16 protein-coding genes and 1 pseudogene are annotated in these 17,306 nt (G+C 61.9%); 7 read left to right on the top strand and 10 right to left on the bottom strand.

Going from position 1 to position 17,306, the window contains the following annotated elements; genetic code table 11:
- Positions 1-4: 4 nt before the first annotated feature.
- A complete protein-coding gene (locus ACOQOQ_RS04040) occupies positions 5-499 on the top strand; it encodes a L,D-transpeptidase family protein (RefSeq protein WP_420569729.1) in 495 nt (164 codons plus the stop codon).
- Here ACOQOQ_RS04040 and lpxK read toward each other — a convergent pair.
- The 5 genes from lpxK to ACOQOQ_RS04015 form a co-directional block, all read right to left on the bottom strand.
- The gene (lpxK, locus tag ACOQOQ_RS04035) at positions 496-1,485 is read right to left on the bottom strand and encodes a tetraacyldisaccharide 4'-kinase (protein WP_420568853.1); all 990 of its coding nucleotides are present in this window, start codon (positions 1,483-1,485) and stop codon (positions 496-498) included. The genes ACOQOQ_RS04040 and lpxK overlap by 4 nt on opposite strands.
- On the bottom strand, positions 1,485-2,702 hold the full coding sequence (locus ACOQOQ_RS04030) for a 3-deoxy-D-manno-octulosonic acid transferase (RefSeq protein WP_420568852.1): 1,218 nt from the start codon (positions 2,700-2,702) through the stop codon (positions 1,485-1,487). The genes lpxK and ACOQOQ_RS04030 overlap by 1 nt, the downstream gene beginning before the upstream one ends.
- Positions 2,703-2,721: 19 nt before the next feature.
- A complete protein-coding gene (locus ACOQOQ_RS04025; protein ID WP_420568851.1) occupies positions 2,722-3,510 on the bottom strand; it encodes an inositol monophosphatase family protein in 789 nt (262 codons plus the stop codon).
- Complete coding sequence (locus tag ACOQOQ_RS04020) at positions 3,497-4,843, bottom strand: TldD/PmbA family protein (RefSeq protein ID WP_420568850.1); 1,347 nt, start codon at positions 4,841-4,843, stop codon at positions 3,497-3,499. The genes ACOQOQ_RS04025 and ACOQOQ_RS04020 overlap by 14 nt, the downstream gene beginning before the upstream one ends.
- Before the next feature lie 118 nt (positions 4,844-4,961).
- Complete coding sequence (locus tag ACOQOQ_RS04015) at positions 4,962-6,473, bottom strand: DUF2125 domain-containing protein (protein ID WP_420568849.1); 1,512 nt, start codon at positions 6,471-6,473, stop codon at positions 4,962-4,964.
- Between the two features lie 123 nt (positions 6,474-6,596).
- Between ACOQOQ_RS04015 and ACOQOQ_RS04010 the strand changes: the two genes are divergently transcribed.
- Both ACOQOQ_RS04010 and ACOQOQ_RS04005 read left to right on the top strand, forming a co-directional pair.
- A complete protein-coding gene (locus tag ACOQOQ_RS04010; protein ID WP_420568848.1) occupies positions 6,597-7,343 on the top strand; it encodes an SDR family oxidoreductase in 747 nt (248 codons plus the stop codon).
- Positions 7,340-7,945 (top strand): enoyl-CoA hydratase/isomerase family protein, encoded by a 606-nt coding sequence (locus ACOQOQ_RS04005; protein WP_420568847.1) that lies wholly within the window; start codon positions 7,340-7,342, stop codon positions 7,943-7,945. Before ACOQOQ_RS04010 ends, ACOQOQ_RS04005 begins: the two co-directional genes overlap by 4 nt.
- Before the next feature lie 80 nt (positions 7,946-8,025).
- Here the strand turns inward: ACOQOQ_RS04005 and ACOQOQ_RS04000 are convergent.
- Positions 8,026-8,112 (bottom strand): annotated as a pseudogene (locus tag ACOQOQ_RS04000) (HNH endonuclease); the annotation flags it as partial.
- Positions 8,113-8,205: 93 nt separating this feature from the next.
- Here ACOQOQ_RS04000 and ACOQOQ_RS03995 point away from each other — a divergent pair.
- Both ACOQOQ_RS03995 and ACOQOQ_RS03990 read left to right on the top strand, forming a co-directional pair.
- On the top strand, positions 8,206-9,528 hold the full coding sequence (locus tag ACOQOQ_RS03995) for a mechanosensitive ion channel family protein (protein ID WP_420568846.1): 1,323 nt from the start codon (positions 8,206-8,208) through the stop codon (positions 9,526-9,528).
- Complete coding sequence (locus tag ACOQOQ_RS03990; protein ID WP_420568845.1) at positions 9,525-10,679, top strand: TIGR03862 family flavoprotein; 1,155 nt, start codon at positions 9,525-9,527, stop codon at positions 10,677-10,679. Before ACOQOQ_RS03995 ends, ACOQOQ_RS03990 begins: the two co-directional genes overlap by 4 nt.
- Before the next feature lie 5 nt (positions 10,680-10,684).
- Here ACOQOQ_RS03990 and ACOQOQ_RS03985 read toward each other — a convergent pair whose 3' ends face one another.
- The 4 genes from ACOQOQ_RS03985 to leuS all read right to left on the bottom strand — a co-directional run bounded on the left by ACOQOQ_RS03985 (position 10,685) and on the right by leuS (position 15,374).
- Positions 10,685-11,269: a glutathione S-transferase family protein gene (locus ACOQOQ_RS03985; RefSeq protein ID WP_420568844.1), complete on the bottom strand. Its 585-nt coding sequence runs from the start codon at positions 11,267-11,269 to the stop codon at positions 10,685-10,687.
- Between the two features lie 79 nt (positions 11,270-11,348).
- The gene (holA, locus tag ACOQOQ_RS03980) at positions 11,349-12,359 is read right to left on the bottom strand and encodes a DNA polymerase III subunit delta (RefSeq protein WP_420568843.1); all 1,011 of its coding nucleotides are present in this window, start codon (positions 12,357-12,359) and stop codon (positions 11,349-11,351) included.
- Positions 12,356-12,844, bottom strand: a complete 489-nt coding sequence (lptE, locus tag ACOQOQ_RS03975; RefSeq protein WP_420568842.1) for an LPS assembly lipoprotein LptE — start codon at positions 12,842-12,844, stop codon at positions 12,356-12,358. The genes holA and lptE overlap by 4 nt, the downstream gene beginning before the upstream one ends.
- Complete coding sequence (gene leuS, locus ACOQOQ_RS03970) at positions 12,831-15,374, bottom strand: leucine--tRNA ligase (protein WP_420568841.1); 2,544 nt, start codon at positions 15,372-15,374, stop codon at positions 12,831-12,833. Before leuS ends, lptE begins: the two co-directional genes overlap by 14 nt.
- A gap of 153 nt (positions 15,375-15,527) precedes the next feature.
- Here leuS and ACOQOQ_RS03965 point away from each other — a divergent pair, with 153 nt between their 5' ends.
- Entirely contained in the window at positions 15,528-16,787 is a 1,260-nt protein-coding gene (locus tag ACOQOQ_RS03965) for a glycosyltransferase (RefSeq protein WP_420568840.1), read from the top strand.
- Positions 16,780-17,274 carry a cupin domain-containing protein gene (locus ACOQOQ_RS03960; protein ID WP_420568839.1) on the top strand — a complete coding sequence of 165 codons (495 nt, stop codon included), beginning with the start codon at positions 16,780-16,782 and terminating at the stop codon, positions 17,272-17,274. Before ACOQOQ_RS03965 ends, ACOQOQ_RS03960 begins: the two co-directional genes overlap by 8 nt.
- Positions 17,275-17,306: the final 32 nt, after the last annotated feature.

Here is a 17,306-nt window from a genome sequence, read left to right as displayed (position 1 = left end):
GCGCATGAATGCCTGTGACCTTGTTCTGACGCCCACGCATCTGCGGTTCATGAACCGCCGCTTTGCCTGCACCATCGGGCGCGGGGGGCTGACAGGTAACAAGCAAGAAGGTGACGGCGCCACGCCGCGCGGGGTGCACCGGATCCTCGAGGCATATTTTCGCGCTGACCGGATGGCGCAACCCGTTCCATGGGCCCGCCCCATTGGTCCGCAAGATTTGTGGTCGGACGCGTCAGGCGAGGCAGATTATAACTCTCGTGTTCGCGCGCCCTATGCATCCAGTCACGAACAGATGCGCCGCGCCGATCCGATGTATGACCTGATCCTGGTGACGGACTGGAATTATCCAAAGGCCGAGTCCGGCAAAGGGTCCGCCATTTTCATTCATCAATGGCGTCGCCCGGGTTGGCCCACTGCGGGATGCGTGGCGTTCAGTCGGACAGACCTGCGTTTCATCGCGCAACACCTAAGCCCGCGCAGCCGACTGATCATCCGCTAAAACAGCTTGGCAAGCGCCGCCTGCAGCACGTCGTCCTGCTCGATCTGCAGACGAACCGGCAGGGTGATGACTTTCTGCTGGAACTCGGGCGGCAATCGGACAGCGTCTTTTTCGGTGGTCACCAGCTGGGCACTGCGCAGTTTGGCCTCGTTCTCCAGCCGGGTCATCAGGGCTGGGGTCAGGGACTGGTGATCGTCCAGCGCCTCGGCCCGGATGACGTTGGCGCCAAGCCCGCGCAGGGTGCGAAAGAACTTTTCCGGATGGCCAATGCCAGCGAAGGCCAGAAACGGTGTATCGGTCCAGTCCATCCCCGTTTCCAGAGGGGACAGTTGGCCGGTCACATGTGGCAGGGTCAGCATGGTGGCCCACTGCCGGGCAAAGCTTGTCTGTGCGTCGGCATCGCCGATCGAAAGCACCATATCGGCGCGGTCGAATCCCACCTTCACGGGCTCGCGCAGGGGCCCTGCGGGCAGGCAGCGCCCGTTGCCAAAGCCCTTGTGCGCATCCACCACGATGATCGACAGATCCTTGGCCAGCGATGGGTTCTGGAACCCATCGTCCATCACGATTACAGTTGCACCTTTTTGCTGGGCCATCTGCGCCCCGGCGGCACGATCCTTGGCCACGATCACCGGGCCAAAGGCAGCCATGAGCAGCGGCTCGTCCCCGACATCCTCGGCGTCGTGCTGACGCGTATCAACTTCGACCGGGCCCTCCAGCGATCCGCCATACCCGCGCGAGACAACACAAGGCACCGCGCCCATTGCTTGCAGCCGCTGGACCAGTTCGATCGTGGTGGGGGTCTTGCCGGTGCCGCCTGCGTTCAGGTTGCCCACGCAAATCACCGGAATGCCTGCACGATATGGCGTGCCCTTTGCCAGTCGTCGCTTGGTCAGCGCGGCATAAAGCGCGCCCAACGGGGCCAGCAGGCGCGCCTGCCATCTTGGCCTTTCCGGAGGGCTGTACCAGAACATCGGAGGCTGCATCACGTCGTTCCTTGCTGGTCCAGGTGATTCTGGATCTGTGCCATCAGCGTGTCGGTTGCCTCGGCCCCGTCCGAGCAAACCTGCCAGGCTGCATGCGCCATGATGGCGGCCTGGTCGGGTGCGGACAAGCGGGTAATGGCCGCGGTCAGCGTTTCCTCGTCACGTACGATACGGGCAGCGCCGGCTTCGGCCAGGCGCGAATAGGCATGCAGGTGGCGGCTGACATTGGGCCCGTACAGCACGGCCGAGCCCAGGGCGGCGGGCTCGAACGGATCGCGCCCGCCATGTCCGGCGATCAACGACGAGCCCATAAGCGTGATCGGCGCCAACCGATACCACAGCCCCATTTCGCCACGGGTGTCGGCCAGCAGAATCTGGGTGTTCTCGTCCGGCTCGTCCCCGTGTGACCAGATCGCGGTGCGCCAGCCGTCGGCCTCCAGCCGGGCCTGAAAGTTGGGCCCCCGCGTTTCGTCATCGGGGACAAGAATCAGCATCTGACGGTGCGAATAGCGCAAGCTGGCGCGATGGGCCTGCAGCACGGTGCCCAGTTCCTCGGGTTGGATCATCGCGGCCAGCCAGATGGGGCGCCCGGCCAGCATTTCGGCCAGGTCATCGCGGGTCTGGGTGTCGCAATCCAGCGCCGTCGCGGCCTCTTGCAGGCGGCCGGTGATCTGGATCTTGGTATTGGGAACGCCAAAGCGTGACAGCCGTCTGCGCGCGGCCTCGTCCACGGCCAGGATTTGCCCGAACATCCCCAGCAAAGCGTGGGTCACATCGGGCAGCCATTGGAAGCGCCCGCTTTCAAACGCATCTGCGCGTGCGTCGATCAGAAACATGGGGATATCCTTGCGATGGGCAGCATTGATCAGAGCGGGGCGCAGGCCTCCGCCAGCCCAGATCAGCATGTCTGGGGCCCAATGCAGCAAAAAGCGTCGGATTTCGCTGCTGACTTCCTCGGGAGCGGGCTGCCAGTGGACATAAGATTTCAGTCGGTCAGGGCGGGCAACGTCCTCGGGGGTTGTCAGCAGCAGCTGAACCGGGGTGCCATGGGCGCGCAGCCGCCGAACCAGCTGCACCAGTGATGCCACCTTGGAGGACGAAGTCGCGTGCCCCCAAATAAGCGTGCCTTCGGGGCGTTCAATCTGAAAACTGGCGGGTTGGCGGGCGGCACGGCGACTAAGCGCCAGATAGGCCGCAAGACTAAGTGAGCGCGCCATGGCTAGCCCCCCATGTGCTTCAATCGGGCCATTGCGCCAACCGACCGGCCAGGTCCGCGTGCAAGCCGGGCGCGGCAGCGACCACGCCTTTGACCTGGGGATAGGGGTTGTTGAAACGCAGCGCGTTACCGCGTTTGTCACTGGTGATGGCGCCCGCCTCGCGCAGGATCAGGTCACCGGCGGCAATATCCCATTCCCAGCTGTCGCGCAGGGTAAGCATCGCGTCAAAGCGGCCCTCGGCCACAAGCGACAAACGATAAGCCAGCGAGGGACGATAGGCGCGCTTGACCTCGGGCACTTTCTGGCCGCGCCAGTTGGTGGGGTGGAAATTCGGTTTGGCCGCGATCATGGTGGCGCCGGTCAGGTCACTGCGCCCCGAGGCGCGGATGGGCGCACCGTTCAAGAAGGCCCCGCGCCCGGCGGAGGCACTGTAAAGCTTACCCTTCAGCGGCAGATACACCGCGGCTGCTGTCACCACGCCTTTTTCAGCGATCGCCAGGGAATGCGCCCAGGTGTCCGCGCCCTCGATAAAGCTGCGCGTGCCGTCGATGGGATCGATGATGAACACCTTGTCCTGGGTCAGGCGGGCTGCGTTATCCTCGCTTTCCTCGGACAACCAGCCATAGTCTGGCCGGGCGGCACCCAGTTCACGGTGCAACATTTCGTTCACCGCCAGGTCTGCCTCGGTCACGGGGCCCAGATCGTCGGGCTTGTGCCAGGTCTTGGCTGACTTGCCGGAATAGCGCGTGGCGATTTGACCGGCCTCTTTCGAGGCAGCGATCAGCAGATCCAGATCAGTCCCCGGCAAGTGTCATCCCCTCGATCAGCAGCGATGGCACGACCCGAGACAGATGCAGGCGCGCGTCATTGGCCGGCACGATCCGCATCAGCATGTCGCGCAGGTTGCCGGCGATGGTGCATTCGTTGACCGCGTGCTGGATCTGGCCGTTTTCCACCCAGACCCCGGCGGCGCCGCGGGAATAGTCGCCCGTGTTGGGGTTGATCGTCGCCCCGATCATCGAGGTCACGATCAGCCCGGTTCCCATGTCGCGGATCAGGTCGTCGCGGGTTTGTTCGCCTTGCGTCAGTGCGATATTCCAGACCGAGGGCGAAGGCGGCGCAGACACGCCGCGCGCAGCGTTTCCGGTGGACGGCATCCCCAGCTTCCGCCCGGTCGCCAGGTCCAGCGTCCAGCCAGTCAGGAGGCCATTTTCAACGATCTGGCGCTTTTGCGTTGGCAGCCCCTCGGCGTCAAACGGGCGCGAGGCAGGCACCCGGGCGCGGTGGGGGTCCTCGGTCACGGACAGGTGCGCGGGCAGAACTTGCTGACCCAACGCTTCCATCAACCAGGACGAGCCGCGCGCGATTGCACCACCGTTGATCGCTGACAGCAGATGCCCGATCAGAGACGAGGAAATGCGTTCATCGAACAGCACAGGATAGGTGCCGGTTTTGGGTTTGCGGGCGCCCAGACGTTCCACAGCGCGTTGCCCGGCAGACTTGCCGATATCAGCGGCATCGCGCAGGTCGGCCTGAAAAATGCGGGAATCGCCGTCATAGTCACGCTCCATCCCCGTTCCGGTACCCGCAATCGCAACGCAGCTGGTGGCACGGTCGGTGCGCGCATAGCCACCCGAAAACCCGTTCGAGGTCGCCAGGTGGATCATCCGTTGGCCATAGGCTGCCGTGGCGCCGCTGACTTGGGTGACGCCGTCCACGGCCAAGGCGGCAGCCTCGGCCTCTTGGGCATCTTGTTGCAGGACCATGGGATCGGGCTCGGGGGTTGGGTCGCTCAGTTCCAGCGCGTCCAGGTTCCAGGATTTGGCCAATTGGTCGGCGTCTGCCAGGCCGATATGCGGGTCCTCGGGGGCCTCGCGGGCCATGGCGACGGCGCGTTCGGCCATCGCAGTCATCGTTTCCGGCCGGGTGTCCGAGGCAGACACGTTGGCTTGGCGTTGCCCGATGAAAACACGCAGGCCGATGTCTGTCCCCTCGGATCGTTCCGCTTGTTCCAGCGCCCCGCCGCGCACGTCAATGGACACCGATGTCCCCGAGACCGCCATCGCATCAGCGGCGTCTGCGCCGGCCTTCTTGGCGGCATCCAGCAGGGATTGGGTCAGCGTGTCCAGGTTTTGGGTCATTCGGGCTCTTTCCTTATGCGCCAATCAGGTAATCCGCACGGGTCCACAGTGCAAGCATGGGGGCAAAAAACAACCGCGGGCCACCCTGACCCGCGGTCGCATTTTCATGTGGCGAAGTTTACTGCAGTCGCTGGCCGTTGGCCAGTACGTGGCCCTGCTCGTTCACCTCGATGACCGAGGTCAGGACGTCGTCGCCTGCGGGCACGGCAAACAGGCCCATCATCATGCGTGCGCCCATGGCCTGATCCTCGGGGACAAAGCCCATGGCGACCAGTTTGTCCAACAGCCCGTTGCCGCCCACCAGCTTAAGGTTCAGCTGGCCCTGGGGACGGGGCATGCCGTCAAAACTGGACAGATCGGTGTTGTCAAAGGTGAAGGCGCCATCGCCAGTCAGCTCGGCCCCGGCGGCGCGCACGGTCAAAGCGTTGACGTTGGCTGCGTGCAGCTCGCCCGGAGCCTTACCCGCCAGTTGGGTCATCGTGTCTTCGTCCATCAGGTCATGAGTCAGCTTGACGTCACCGCTTAGGTCGATCGCGATCGTGGCAGGATCACGCGGCAGCTGGCCAGTGGGATCAAACAGGCCCCACAGCATGTCCGCCATGGTGAAATCACCCAGTTTCAGCGCCAGCTCAAAGCCCTGCAAAGCGTCGGACTTCGATAGCGGCATCACCAGCTTGAAGGCGCTTTCGGCCATTTCAAACGAGATCGGTAGCGGCATTTCCGAGGTGAAAGCATCCACTTTCAGGCCTTGGCCCATAAGGTCATAAACCAGCTTACCTGCGTCCATGGCGAAACGGCCAGTGCCCCCGGTCGAAGACGTGTCGGCGCGGAACTGATCGTCGCCAGTGACCTCGAAATGGGTGTTGCCACCACCATGCGAGAACGTGCCGTCAGCGCCGAAACCTGATGCCAGTGCGGCCCCGAAATTCTGCATATCCGCGCCTTCGGGGGTCTGCGCGTTGGCCTTGAATGCCAGGTTGTTCACCCCGCCGCGCAGGTTCAGACGATTTTCCGGGTTCTCAGGGTCGGCTAAGTCCACCACATAGGTCAGAGATCCGGCCGAGCCGACCTGAGACTGAAGAAAGGTCGCCCCCATGGTCATGTCGGATTTATAAGCGACGTCGTTCATTGTCATTTCGGCCTGACCCAGGTCGATCTTTTCTCCGTCAAATGTCAGCTCGGTCAGGGCCAAGGTAATCGAAGTCGCGGACTGCACATGAGACATCTGGGTGGGGGTGCCGGACACGGTCCAGCTCATCCCGATTGGGCGGTACTCGGCCATAAAGGTGGCGCTGCCTTCGCCCTCGACGTCAAAGACCATTTTGGTGGGCCAAACGCTGGGCAGCTGAACGCTGACGGTGCCGTCGCCGTTTTCGACAAAATCGACTGCTCCCAGTGTGATCGTGGCGGCGCGTTCACGCTCGGGCATATCCATGCTGATGGTGATGTTCGATACGTTCAGAGTGTTGCCCGACATGGTTTCAGTTGCCGACATCGGCATGCCTGCCTTGGCCATCTGATCTTTCCAGGCGCCCCATACATCCTGGGCGGTTACATCGGCAAAAGCCGCCGAACCCGTCATGCAAATCGCCAGCGCCGTGCCGGATTTCAAAATAGTCCAGTGTTTCATAATGAACCTTCCTCGTTTTCAAATTGCGCTTAGCTTCGGACCAATGAGCAGGAGGGTCAAGGGCCAAGCGGCTGGACCCTGACAGGTCTGCAGTTTACCACATGGCTAACAGATGGAGGGCACATGGCCGATTTTAAAGGAAAGACGGCTCTGATCACTGGCGCCAGCCGTGGAATCGGAGAAATGGCTGCGCGGGAATTCGCCAATGCGGGCGCGAACGTTGTGTTGATGGCGCGCTCGGGTCACAGGATCGAGGCAATCGCGGCCGAGATCGGGGGCGCAGCGGTTGTCGGTGACGTGGCCGTTTATGCGGATGTCGAACGTGCCGTGCAAACGTCGGTCGAGACCTATGGCGGTCTGGATATCCTGATCAACAACGCTGGTGTGATCGAACCCGTGGCTGATCTGGCCGACTCGGACCCGCAGGCCTGGGGGGCGGTGATCGATGTGAACCTCAAAGGACCATATTACGGGATGCGGGCCGCGGCCCCAGTGATGATGGAGAACGGCGGCGGAACGGTGATCACCATTTCCTCGGGCGCGGCGCATAACGCCCTGATCGGCTGGAGCCACTATTGCAGCTCCAAAGCTGGGGCGGCGATGCTGACCCGGTGCGGTGATCGTGAGATGCAGGACAAGGGAATGCGGATCATGGGCCTGTCCCCCGGAACGGTGGCCACCCAGATGCAACGCGAGATCAAGGCCAGCGGCGTGGGTCCGGTGGCGCAGCTGGAGTGGGAGGATCACATCCCACCCGAATGGGTCGCAAAGTGCCTGCTTTGGATGAGCGGCCCTGCAGGCGACGGTCTGTGCGGGCAAGAGGTTTCGCTGAGGGATGAAAACATCAGACGCGAGGTAGGGCTGGTATGATTGATGTCACCAAAGAGGACGGGCTGTGGATCGTTACGATCAACCGGCCCGACAAGGCGAACTCGCTGACCGGCGAGATGCTGGAGCGCCTGTGCGAAACCTTCGAAAGCGCGGCCGAGGCGCGCGTGGTGATCCTGACGGGTGTGGGCAAAGTATTCAGCGCCGGCGCTGACCTTGATGAGGCGCGGGCGGGCCTGGCGACTTCTCCGCTGTGGGAACGCCTGTCCGGTGCCGTGGCCGCGTTGCCAGGGCTGACCATCGCTGCGCTGAACGGCACGCTGGCCGGGGGCGCGAACGGGATGGCGCTGGCCTGCGATATCCGGCTGGCTGTGCCGGGGGCCAAGTTTTTCTATCCGGTGATGAAGCTGGGTTATCTGCCCCAGCCCTCGGACCCGAAACGCATGGCTGCGCTGATCGGGCCGTCACGGACCAAGCTGATCCTGATGGGCGGCCAGAAGATCATGGCGGAAGAGGCGCTGAGCTTTGGTCTGATCGACCGGGTGATCGACGGGGATGTGGTTGCCGCCGCGCGCGAGATCGCGTCGGACACGCTGGCCGCCAAGCCAGAGATCGCCGTCGGGATCAAGGAGTTGTGCCGCTGATCCAAAGGAGCGCGCTGACGCGCGCGCTTGATACCTCGGCCTGGCGGCCTCGGGTTGGGTGGGGACCGATAGCTTTGCGCGCCTTTGCCGCCTTTCAGCCTGGGGATGAGGTGATTCAGGCTTTGTTTCGTGCGACGCAGGATTGGGCGATTGCGCAGCGGGCAGATCGGGGCTTGTTGCGTGGGAACACTTGTGTTGCGCGGGTTGTCACGGCATGACGGTGTGAACTGAGTGTAACGGTTTTCAAGGAGTTAGGCGGTATGGAATTTGATCTGTCGGACCAGCCCGAGATCGTGCAAGAGATTGCCAGCTATGCTTTGCAGCTGTGGGAGCTTGCGCAAAGCTGGCTGCTGAGCCCCGAAGCGTGGTCGCAATTCGGGCTGTTGCTGGTCGCGTGGTTTGCCGCTCGGTTTGCCAACAAGCGGTTGCAGCCGATCCTTTCGCGGTTCCTGAACCCCTCGGCCGAGGCGGGATATACCGCCAAAGCACGGTTATTCCTGCACCAGTTCCTGCCGCTTCTGCTGCCCTTGCTGGCGTGGGTTTTCACCGGGGTCGGGGAGAGCGTTGTCCGTTCGATCTTTGGTTCCGGGGCGGTGATTGCGTTCGGTAAGCGGGTGTTCCTGTTCATCGCCGTGCGCCTGCTGGTGCGCGAGATTATCCAGGATCCCTTCTTCAAGCTGCTGGGGCGTTACGTGATGCTGCCCATCGCGGCTGTGTACACGCTGGGCCTGCTTGAGATCGCGACGAGCAAGCTGGACGAAGCAGTGGTGCCGCTTGGGAACCTGTCGTTCTCGCTTTTGGATCTGATCCGGTTCATCGTTCTGGGCGGGGTGATTTTCTGGCTGGGGCGGTGGTCGAATGACCAGTCTGTCAGCCTGATTCAAAAGCAAAAAGCCATGCGCCCGGCGACCAGGCAACTGGCTGTGAAGGCCGCCGAGATCGCGATTTTCGGCGTTGCCTTCCTGATTTTCCTGAACATCATGGGCATTCCGCTGACCTCGCTTGCGGTACTGACCGGTGCCGTGGGTGTTGGTCTGGGCTTTGGCCTGCAGAAGATCGCTTCGAACTTTATCTCTGGCGTGATCCTGCTGCTTGAAGGTCAGGCAACCGTGGGGGACTACGTCGAGCTGGATGGGGGCGAGGCTGGGACCATCATAAAGATGACCGCACGCGCTGCCATTCTGGAAACCTTTGATGGTCGCTGGATCGTTGTTCCGAACGAGGATTTCATTACCACGCGCGTCGTAAACTATTCGGATCAGGGCAGCGCGAACAGGTACGAGGCGGAATTTTCGGTCAGCTATGATACGGACATCAACGCGATCCCCGAAATCATCGAAACCGCCGTGGCCAAGCTGCCTTTTGTACTGACTGACCCTGAAAAACCCGATTGCGAATTGCGTGGGTTTGGTGAGAGCGGCGTTGATTTCTGCCTTGAGTTCTGGGTGAACGGGATCGATGACGGGCGGAACAAATACACCTCGCAGGTGCTGTTCGCGATCTGGAACGCGCTCAAGGACAACGGGATCGAGATCCCCTATCCGCATCGCGTGGTCGAGTTCAAGAACGGCCTTCCTACATGAGCCACGCCCTGGTCATAGGGGCAGGCCCGGCGGGTCTGATGGCAGCGGATCGGCTGTCTGCGGTCGGGCATCAGGTCACCGTGGCCGAGGCCAAGCCCAGCCCCGCGCGCAAATTGCTGATGGCTGGAAAATCCGGGTTGAACCTGACCAAGGACGAGCCGTTTGATACCTTCTTGGCCGCCTATTCCGAGGCCGCGCCGTTCCTGCGCCCGATGCTGCAGGACTTCCCGCCCCAAGCGGTAATGCACTGGGCCGAGGGGTTGGACCAAGAGATCTTTATAGGGTCGTCCAAAAGGGTGTTTCCCAAGGTGATGAAAGCCTCGCCGCTGCTGCGGGCGTGGTTGGCGCGGTTGGCCAGACAAGGCGTCACGCTGCGTACCCGCTGGCGCTGGACCGAGGGGCTGGAGCAGCCAAGTTTCGATACGCCCGAGGGGGTTCAGACCTTGAACCCCGATGTGGTGATCCTGGCGTGTGGTGGTGCCAGTTGGGCGCGGCTGGGCTCGGACGGGGCGTGGGCTGAACAGATGTCAAAGGATCAACTGACCCCGTTCCAGCCCGCTAATATGGGCTTTCAGGTTTCGTGGTCCGCGCATATGGCTGCGCATTTCGGCCAACCCGTCAAGAATGTGATTCTGAGGGCCGGTAACACCCAAGTGCGGGCCGAGTTTGTCGTGTCCGAACGCGGTATAGAAGGCGGAGGCGTTTATGCGGTGTCGCGCGCGTTGCGCGAGGGGGCGCCGCTGACGCTGGACCTGATGCCGGACCAGACCGCCGATCAGATTGCCCGCAAATACGCTGGCACCAACCCCAAGCACAGCACCTCGAACCGGTTGCGCAAACTGCTGCGGGATCCGGTGAAGCGGGCGCTGGTGATGGAGTTCGCCCGGCCTTTGCCCAAGGATCCGTCGGCGGTGCTGAAGGCCCTGCCAGTGCCGATTGCCGGGCCGTATCCCATAGACGAGGCGATCTCGACCGCAGGCGGGCTGCGCCTTGGCGCGCTTAATCCCGATCTGTCGCTGAAATCCCATCCGCGTGTCTTCGCAGCCGGAGAGATGCTGGATTGGGAGGCCCCGACGGGGGGCTATCTGTTGACTGCCTGTCTGGCCACCGGAAAATGGGCGGGCGATCATGCCGCCCGCGCCCTGTCGTAGCTGCGTTAGTTCGACATCGCGCGCTTAAAGGCCTCGCGTGCGCGCATTTCCTTGGAGTAAGCCAGTAGCTTTTCGTTCTCTAGCGGGAATTTGGCCGAGAAAGCCCAGTTCAGGCAGTGCACCGCGATAATGTCGGGGATGGTCATCTTGTCGCCCATCAGGAACGGGCCTTCCAGACGATCGGCCAGCCTGTCGCAATTGCGGGCGAATTCCCATTTCAGGCTTTCCTTGACCTCGGGCATGCGCTTGTCCTTGGGCAGGATAAAGCTGTGGCGCGCACCGGTCCACAATACTGCGTCCAGCTCGTCCAGGATCATGTTGGTCAGACCGTCCTGGCGGGCGCGCTCGATCGTGCCGGCGGGATAGGTCATGCCGCCGTGCTTGTCGGCCAGATAGGTCAGGATCGCGGTCGAGTCGGTCAGCACCACGTCGCCCTCTTTCAGTGCAGGGATCTTGCCCGAGGGGTTGTGTTCATATGCTTCGCTCGAGTGCGGCGACACTTTGATCTGTTCGTAGGGTTGGCCCAGCTCCTCGAGCATCCAGGTCACGCGCGAGGCGCGGCTATAGGTTTCGCCGATCACTTGATACATGGTGTTCTCCCTGCTGGCGCGCATGGCGCTGTTTCCGGGGCCAACCAAAGGACAACTGGCCGGGAATTGCCAGAGAAACCTAACGTCTGCTCAGCATCGCCAGACGGATCAGCATCCGTTCCACAAGGGCCATCGCCGGTGCCGTCTGTCCGGCCGAACGAAGCTTTAGATCCGTGTCGGTCAGGATTGTCAGGGCGTTTTCCAGCTTGGCCGCGCCCCAGCCCTTGGCCTGCCGCTGCACCCGTTCCTTTTGCTTGAAACTGCCGGGGATGAATACGCGCCCACCAGGGTTGGCGGCCACGGCATAAAGCGTCCGGAAATGCCGCATCGCACCGATGCACAGGGACACCGGGTTGGCGCCTTGGGCCTGCATCTTTTTCAGCACCGGGTCCAGCTCGGCCGTTCGGCCCTCGGCCACGATATTCAGAACGTCATCCAGCGCTGCCTCGGTCGAGGCAGGGGCGCAGGCGGTGACGTCGTCGGGGGTGACGGGCGTTTCATCACCGCGTTTATAAAGCGACAGCTTTTCAAGGGTTTGTCGGAAATCACCCGGAGGCAGATCGCGCGCCAGTGTGGTCAGATCCTGCATGACCCCATCGCCCAGGTTTGCCAGACCTGCACGGGCCAGATCGGCCTCGATCTCTTCGCGGGTGGGCGGATCGTCATACAGGGCGGCAGCGAAAGCGTTGGGATGCCCCTCGAAGGCCTTGCGGATTTTCGAGGTCGGTTTAAGCGCACCTGCGCTGACAATGATCTGTGCATCGCCCTCGGCCCAGTCTTCCAGCGCCTGCAGGATCGCTTTGGCGGCGTTGACGTCCGTTGCGTCCTCGACAAAGGCAACGCGGGGGCCGGGGAAAAAGCTGATCGCCTTGACCGCGTCCATCAGCATGGCCGGGTCTTTGCGCAGATCGGCGGCGGGGATGCGGGTCAGGCGCATTTCCTCTTCGCCGGTGGGGCCGATCAGGGCGGTGATGACCTCTTGGCGTTTCAGGGCCACGCGCATGGCGTCTCCGCCATAGATCAGCAGCCCGGCTTTGCCCGCATCAGGGGACGAGAAATACCTCCCGGCCTCGCGACCCGACAGTTTCATTCCGCCAGCTCCGGCGCGGCCGAGATCAACCGGGTGACGATCCGATCCGCCAGTATCACGGCCAGCCGCTTACGTGCATCTTGCTCGGACGCCAGCGTGGCCACGGTGCTGGACGTGGTGGAATAGCCGGTGAACCCGCTGACATTGCCTTGGGTCAGAACCTGTTGGCTATAGCCGTCGCGCAACGTGTACTCGACCGTGCCAACGATGTTGAACCGAGTGGTGGTGTTATCGGCGCTCACGGCCATGCGGGCCTGTTCATAGGTCAGCTGATAGCCAAGCTGGTACCGCCCCGACGCAGTGCGGCCCAGACGGTTTTCCAGCTCTTGCACCAGCAATTGCTGATCGAGGTCGACAGGCGCATCAACGGTGATTTGCGATTGCAGTTTGCTGGCCGCCCCCGTGGGCCCATAGGCCGGAGCAAAGCCGCAGCCCGTAAGGGCAGCAGCGCAGATCAACAAGGCAAGGCGTTTAGACAACCACATTCACAATGCGTCCGGGCACAACAATCAGCTTTTTCGGTGTGGCCCCATCCAGAGCCTTGACCACAGCATCCTGCGCCAGCGCCAGCTTTTCAACCTCTTCCTTCGGCATATCCTTGGGCACGCTGATTTCCGCGCGGCGTTTGCCGTTGATCTGGATCGGCATGGTGACCGCATCATCCACCAGCATTTTTTCATCCGCGGCGGGCCAAGCGGCCGTGGCGATCAGACCAGTCCCGCCCAGCAGCTGCCAGATTTCCTCGGACAGGTGGGGGGTCATGGGTGACATCAGCTGCGCCAGAACCTTTGCGGCCTGGGTTTTCGCGCCCTTGCCTGCCTTGGATTTCGCCAGCGTATTGGTGAACCCATAGAGTTTCGCGATCGAGGCATTGAAGCCAAAGCTTTCGATCCCGCCGGTCACGTCATGGATGCATTTGTGCATCGCGCGCAGCAGCGCCTCGTCTTCTTTGGCGTTATCGGCGGCGTCCATGCCTGCGACGTCACTGGCGATCCGGAAAACACGGGCCAAGTGCTTGGCTGCAGCCTCGGCGCCGGCGGCGGTCCATTCCACGTCACGTTCGGGCGGGCTGTCGGACAGCACGAACCAGCGGGCGGTGTCGGCGCCGTATTGCTGGATGATCTGAACAGGGTCCACGACGTTGTTCTTGGACTTGGACATCTTGGCCGAGGGCACGATGGTCACCTCGGTTCCGTCTTCCAGATAACCCTTGCCGTCGCGCAGTTCCACTTCCTCGGGGTAGTGGTAAACCGGGCGGCCATCTTCGCCGGTGGTTTTGTAAATCGCATGAGTCACCATGCCTTGGGTGAACAGCGCGTTGAACGGCTCTTTGGATTTTTCGGGCAGGTGGCCGCAGATGTTCATCGCGCGGGCAAAAAAGCGCGAGTACAGCAGGTGCAGAATCGCATGCTCGATCCCGCCGATATACTGGTCGACGTTCATCCAGTATTCGGCCTCGGCCAGATCGGTGGGCGTGTCGGCACGCGGGGCGGTGAAGCGGGCGAAGTACCAGCTGGAGTCCACAAACGTGTCCATCGTGTCGGTTTCCCGCTGTGCAGGCTTGCCGCATTTGGGGCACGCGCAATCGCGCCACGTCGGGTGGCGATCCAGCGGGTTGCCGGGGATGTCAAAGGTCACATCGTCGGGCAGTTTGACCGGCAGGTTCTCTTTCTTCTCGGGCACTACGCCGCAGTCGTCGCAATGTACCACGGGGATCGGGCAACCCCAATAGCGCTGACGGGACAGGCCCCAGTCGCGCAGGCGGAATTTCGTCACGCCCTGACCGATGCCATTGGATTCGCAATGTTCGACGGCGGCGGCAACGGCCTCTTCGCCGGTTTGCAGCTCGGCCCCAGCGAAACCCTTCACATAGCGGACTTTTTCCGTTTTCACGGGCACATATGCGGCATCTGCCGGGTAATCGCCCTCGACCGGTTCAAAGGTCGGGATGATGGGCAGGTCATACTTGGTGGCGAACTCAAAGTCGCGTTCGTCATGCGCGGGGCAGGCGAACACGGCGCCGGTGCCGTAATCCATCAGGATGAAGTTTGCGATCCAGACGGGCAGCTCCCAGTTCGGGTCCAGCGGGTGTTTGACCTTAAGCCCGGTGTCGAAACCCAGCTTTTCAGCGGTTTCAATCGCCTCGGCGGTGGTGCCGCCCTTGCGGGCCTCGGCGCAGAACTCGGCAACGTCCGCGCGCTGAGCCTCCAGTTCCTTGGCCAGCGGGTGATCAGGCGAGATCCCCACGAAGGACGCCCCCATCAGCGTGTCGGGACGGGTGGTATAGACCTCGATCTCGCCGCCATCGGTACGTTCAAAGCTGAATTGCAGCCCGCGCGATTTGCCGATCCAGTTGGCCTGCATCAGTTTGACCTTGGCGGGCCAGTCATCCAGGCCGTCCAGCGCGTCCAGCAGCTCGCCCGAGAAATCAGAGATATTGAAGAACCACTGCGTCAGTTCGCGCCGCTCCACGTCGGCGCCCGAGCGCCAGCCCTTGCCGTCGATCACCTGTTCGTTGGCCAGTACGGTCATATCGACCGGGTCCCAGTTCACCACGGCGTTTTTGCGGTAGACCAGACCCTTTTCGATGAAGTCGATGAACATCGACTGCTGCTGGCCGTAATATTCCGGGTCGCAGGTGGCAAACATCCGGGTCCAGTCCAGCGCGAACCCCAAGGGCTTCATCTGACCGACCATCGTGTCGATGTTGGAATAGGTCCATTCCTTGGGGTGCCCGCCAATCGCCATGGCCGCATTTTCCGCCGGCATCCCGAAGGCATCAAAGCCCATCGGGTGAAGCACGTTGTGGCCGGTAGACATCTTATAGCGCGCGATCACGTCGCCCATGGTGTAGTTGCGCACGTGTCCGATATGGATGCGCCCCGACGGATAGGGGAACATTTCCAGCACGTAGTATTTCGGCTTGTCGTCGCTGCGGACGGCCTTGAAGGTTTCAGCCTTGTCCCAGGCTTCTTGCCACTTGGCTTCGATTTCGCCGGCAGAATAGCGCGTCATGTCGGGCGGACCTTTCCTAAAGCGTGAATTCGCTGTGTCGGAAGGGGTGATAGGCCCACGCGGCCCCGTGGTCTAGGGGGTAGTCGGGAAAACCGGGTCTGTATCCTGTGAAATCGTGTGTTTATACTCGTGAAAAGTCAGGCGGCGGTATTCATGAAAATCCTTTTTATCCATCAGAACTTTCCTGGACAGTACAAGCACCTGGCCCCGGCACTGGCCTCTCAGGGGCATCAATGCGTGGCACTGACGCTGCGCGTTAAAGAGCCGACAACCTGGCAGGGCGTGCGCGTTCTGCCCTATGGTATCCAGCGTCGGCAAGGGCAGGGGATCCACCCTTGGGTGCACGATTTCGATACCAAGGTCATCCGCGCCGAGGCTTGCTTTGCCGCAGCCTGCAAGCTGCGTGATCAAGGGTTTACGCCCGATATCATCGTCGCGCACCCCGGCTGGGGAGAGTCGATGTTCCTGCGTGACGTGTGGCCCACGGCCCGGATCGGGCTGTATTGCGAGCTGTATCACCTGTCCGGCCCCGACCACACTGGCTTTGATCCCGAATTCCAGCCGAAAAAAGGCGAGGCCGAGGCGTTGCGCATCCGGCTGAAGAACCTCAACAACATGGTGCATTTCCCTGTGGCCGATATGGGCCTGTCGCCTACGCAATTCCAGGCGGGCACCTTTCCGGCCGAATGGCGCGACAAGATCACCGTGATCCACGATGGTATCAACACCGACATGCTGGTGCGCAATGACGCGGCCCGATTCGAACTGCCCGATGGATCAGTCGTGACGCGGGACGATGAAGTGATCACCTTTGTGAACCGCAATCTGGAGCCGTACCGGGGCTATCACATCTTCATGCGCGCCTTGCCTCGACTGTTAAAGGAGCGCCCCAACGCCAAGGTGCTGATCGTTGGCGGGGACGAGGTCAGCTATGGTGCCCGCGCGCCCAAGGGCAAGACATGGAAGCAGATCTTCATCGACGAGGTCCGTGGACGCATCCCCACGCCCCTTTGGGAGAACGTGCATTTTCTGGGGCGTATCCCATATGATCACTTTGTCAGCCTGCTGCAGGTCAGCCGGGTCCATGTTTACCTGACCTATCCCTTTGTCCTGTCCTGGTCCCTGTTCGAGGCCATGTCAGCGCAGGCCGCCATCGTTGCCAGCGCCACCGCGCCGGTGGTCGAGGCGATCGAGCATGACGTGAACGGCCGTTTGGTGGATTTCTTTGATCAGGACGCTTTGATCCAGCAAGTGTGCGATCTGCTGGACGACCCTGAGGCGCGCGAACGTCTGGGTTTGGCAGCGCGCGCGCAAATGGTTGAACAATATGATTTGCAAAAGGTCTGTCTGCCACGCCAGATGAAATGGATTCAGGAGCTTCACGATATGGAACCGGGCAAAGTACATGACTGATCAAGAAACATACCTTCTGACGGCTGCTCAGATCGCGGCGATGGCGGGGGTGAACAAAACTCACTTTCTGAACCCCAATGCGAAACGGGTAAACAAATCCCTGGGTGATGCCACTGGTCTGACCGGTCTGGGTGTTCACCTGATCGAGGTTCAGCCGGGACACGAGACAACCGAACTGCATGCCCATCACCACGAAGACGAATGCGTTTTCGTCCTGTCCGGAACGGCCACGGCCGTTATCGGTGACCAGCAGCATCCCATCGGCCCCGGAGACTTCATCGGATACCGCGCAGGCGGGCTGGCGCATACGATCCACAATACGGGTGATCAGGTGCTGCAAATGCTGGTGATCGGTCAGCGCCTGCCTCATGACGTGGGCGATTATCCGAACAAGGCCAAGCGCATCTTCCGCAATCAGGGTCTGCCGTGGACCGTGGTGGATCACCAGGACCTTCAGGAACTGGGCGGCGCCGTCGGCAAAAAATAACCCCGCCATGCAGGGGTGCAGGCGGGGCAATC

Origin of the sequence: Thalassovita sp. (genome assembly GCF_965218685.1) — a bacterium.
Lineage (GTDB): Bacteria > Pseudomonadota > Alphaproteobacteria > Rhodobacterales > Rhodobacteraceae > Thalassobius.
Note: the sequence above shows the minus strand (reverse complement) of the source record. Positions and strands in the feature narration are given on the sequence as shown.

What these genes read in the sequence shown, in the direction of transcription:
- ACOQOQ_RS04040 (WP_420569729.1), top strand. Translation starts at nt 5, where the DNA reads ATGAATGCCTGTGACCTTGTTCTGACGCCCACGCATCTGCGGTTCATG.
- lpxK (WP_420568853.1), bottom strand. Translation starts at nt 1,485, where the DNA reads ATGCAGCCTCCGATGTTCTGGTACAGCCCTCCGGAAAGGCCAAGATGG.
- ACOQOQ_RS04030 (WP_420568852.1), bottom strand. Translation starts at nt 2,702, where the DNA reads ATGGCGCGCTCACTTAGTCTTGCGGCCTATCTGGCGCTTAGTCGCCGT.
- ACOQOQ_RS04020 (WP_420568850.1), bottom strand. Translation starts at nt 4,843, where the DNA reads ATGACCCAAAACCTGGACACGCTGACCCAATCCCTGCTGGATGCCGCC.
- ACOQOQ_RS04015 (WP_420568849.1), bottom strand. Translation starts at nt 6,473, where the DNA reads ATGAAACACTGGACTATTTTGAAATCCGGCACGGCGCTGGCGATTTGC.
- ACOQOQ_RS04010 (WP_420568848.1), top strand. Translation starts at nt 6,597, where the DNA reads ATGGCCGATTTTAAAGGAAAGACGGCTCTGATCACTGGCGCCAGCCGT.
- ACOQOQ_RS04005 (WP_420568847.1), top strand. Translation starts at nt 7,340, where the DNA reads ATGATTGATGTCACCAAAGAGGACGGGCTGTGGATCGTTACGATCAAC.
- ACOQOQ_RS03995 (WP_420568846.1), top strand. Translation starts at nt 8,206, where the DNA reads ATGGAATTTGATCTGTCGGACCAGCCCGAGATCGTGCAAGAGATTGCC.
- ACOQOQ_RS03990 (WP_420568845.1), top strand. Translation starts at nt 9,525, where the DNA reads ATGAGCCACGCCCTGGTCATAGGGGCAGGCCCGGCGGGTCTGATGGCA.
- ACOQOQ_RS03985 (WP_420568844.1), bottom strand. Translation starts at nt 11,269, where the DNA reads ATGTATCAAGTGATCGGCGAAACCTATAGCCGCGCCTCGCGCGTGACC.
- holA (WP_420568843.1), bottom strand. Translation starts at nt 12,359, where the DNA reads ATGAAACTGTCGGGTCGCGAGGCCGGGAGGTATTTCTCGTCCCCTGAT.
- lptE (WP_420568842.1), bottom strand. Translation starts at nt 12,844, where the DNA reads ATGTGGTTGTCTAAACGCCTTGCCTTGTTGATCTGCGCTGCTGCCCTT.
- leuS (WP_420568841.1), bottom strand. Translation starts at nt 15,374, where the DNA reads ATGACGCGCTATTCTGCCGGCGAAATCGAAGCCAAGTGGCAAGAAGCC.
- ACOQOQ_RS03965 (WP_420568840.1), top strand. Translation starts at nt 15,528, where the DNA reads ATGAAAATCCTTTTTATCCATCAGAACTTTCCTGGACAGTACAAGCAC.
- ACOQOQ_RS03960 (WP_420568839.1), top strand. Translation starts at nt 16,780, where the DNA reads ATGACTGATCAAGAAACATACCTTCTGACGGCTGCTCAGATCGCGGCG.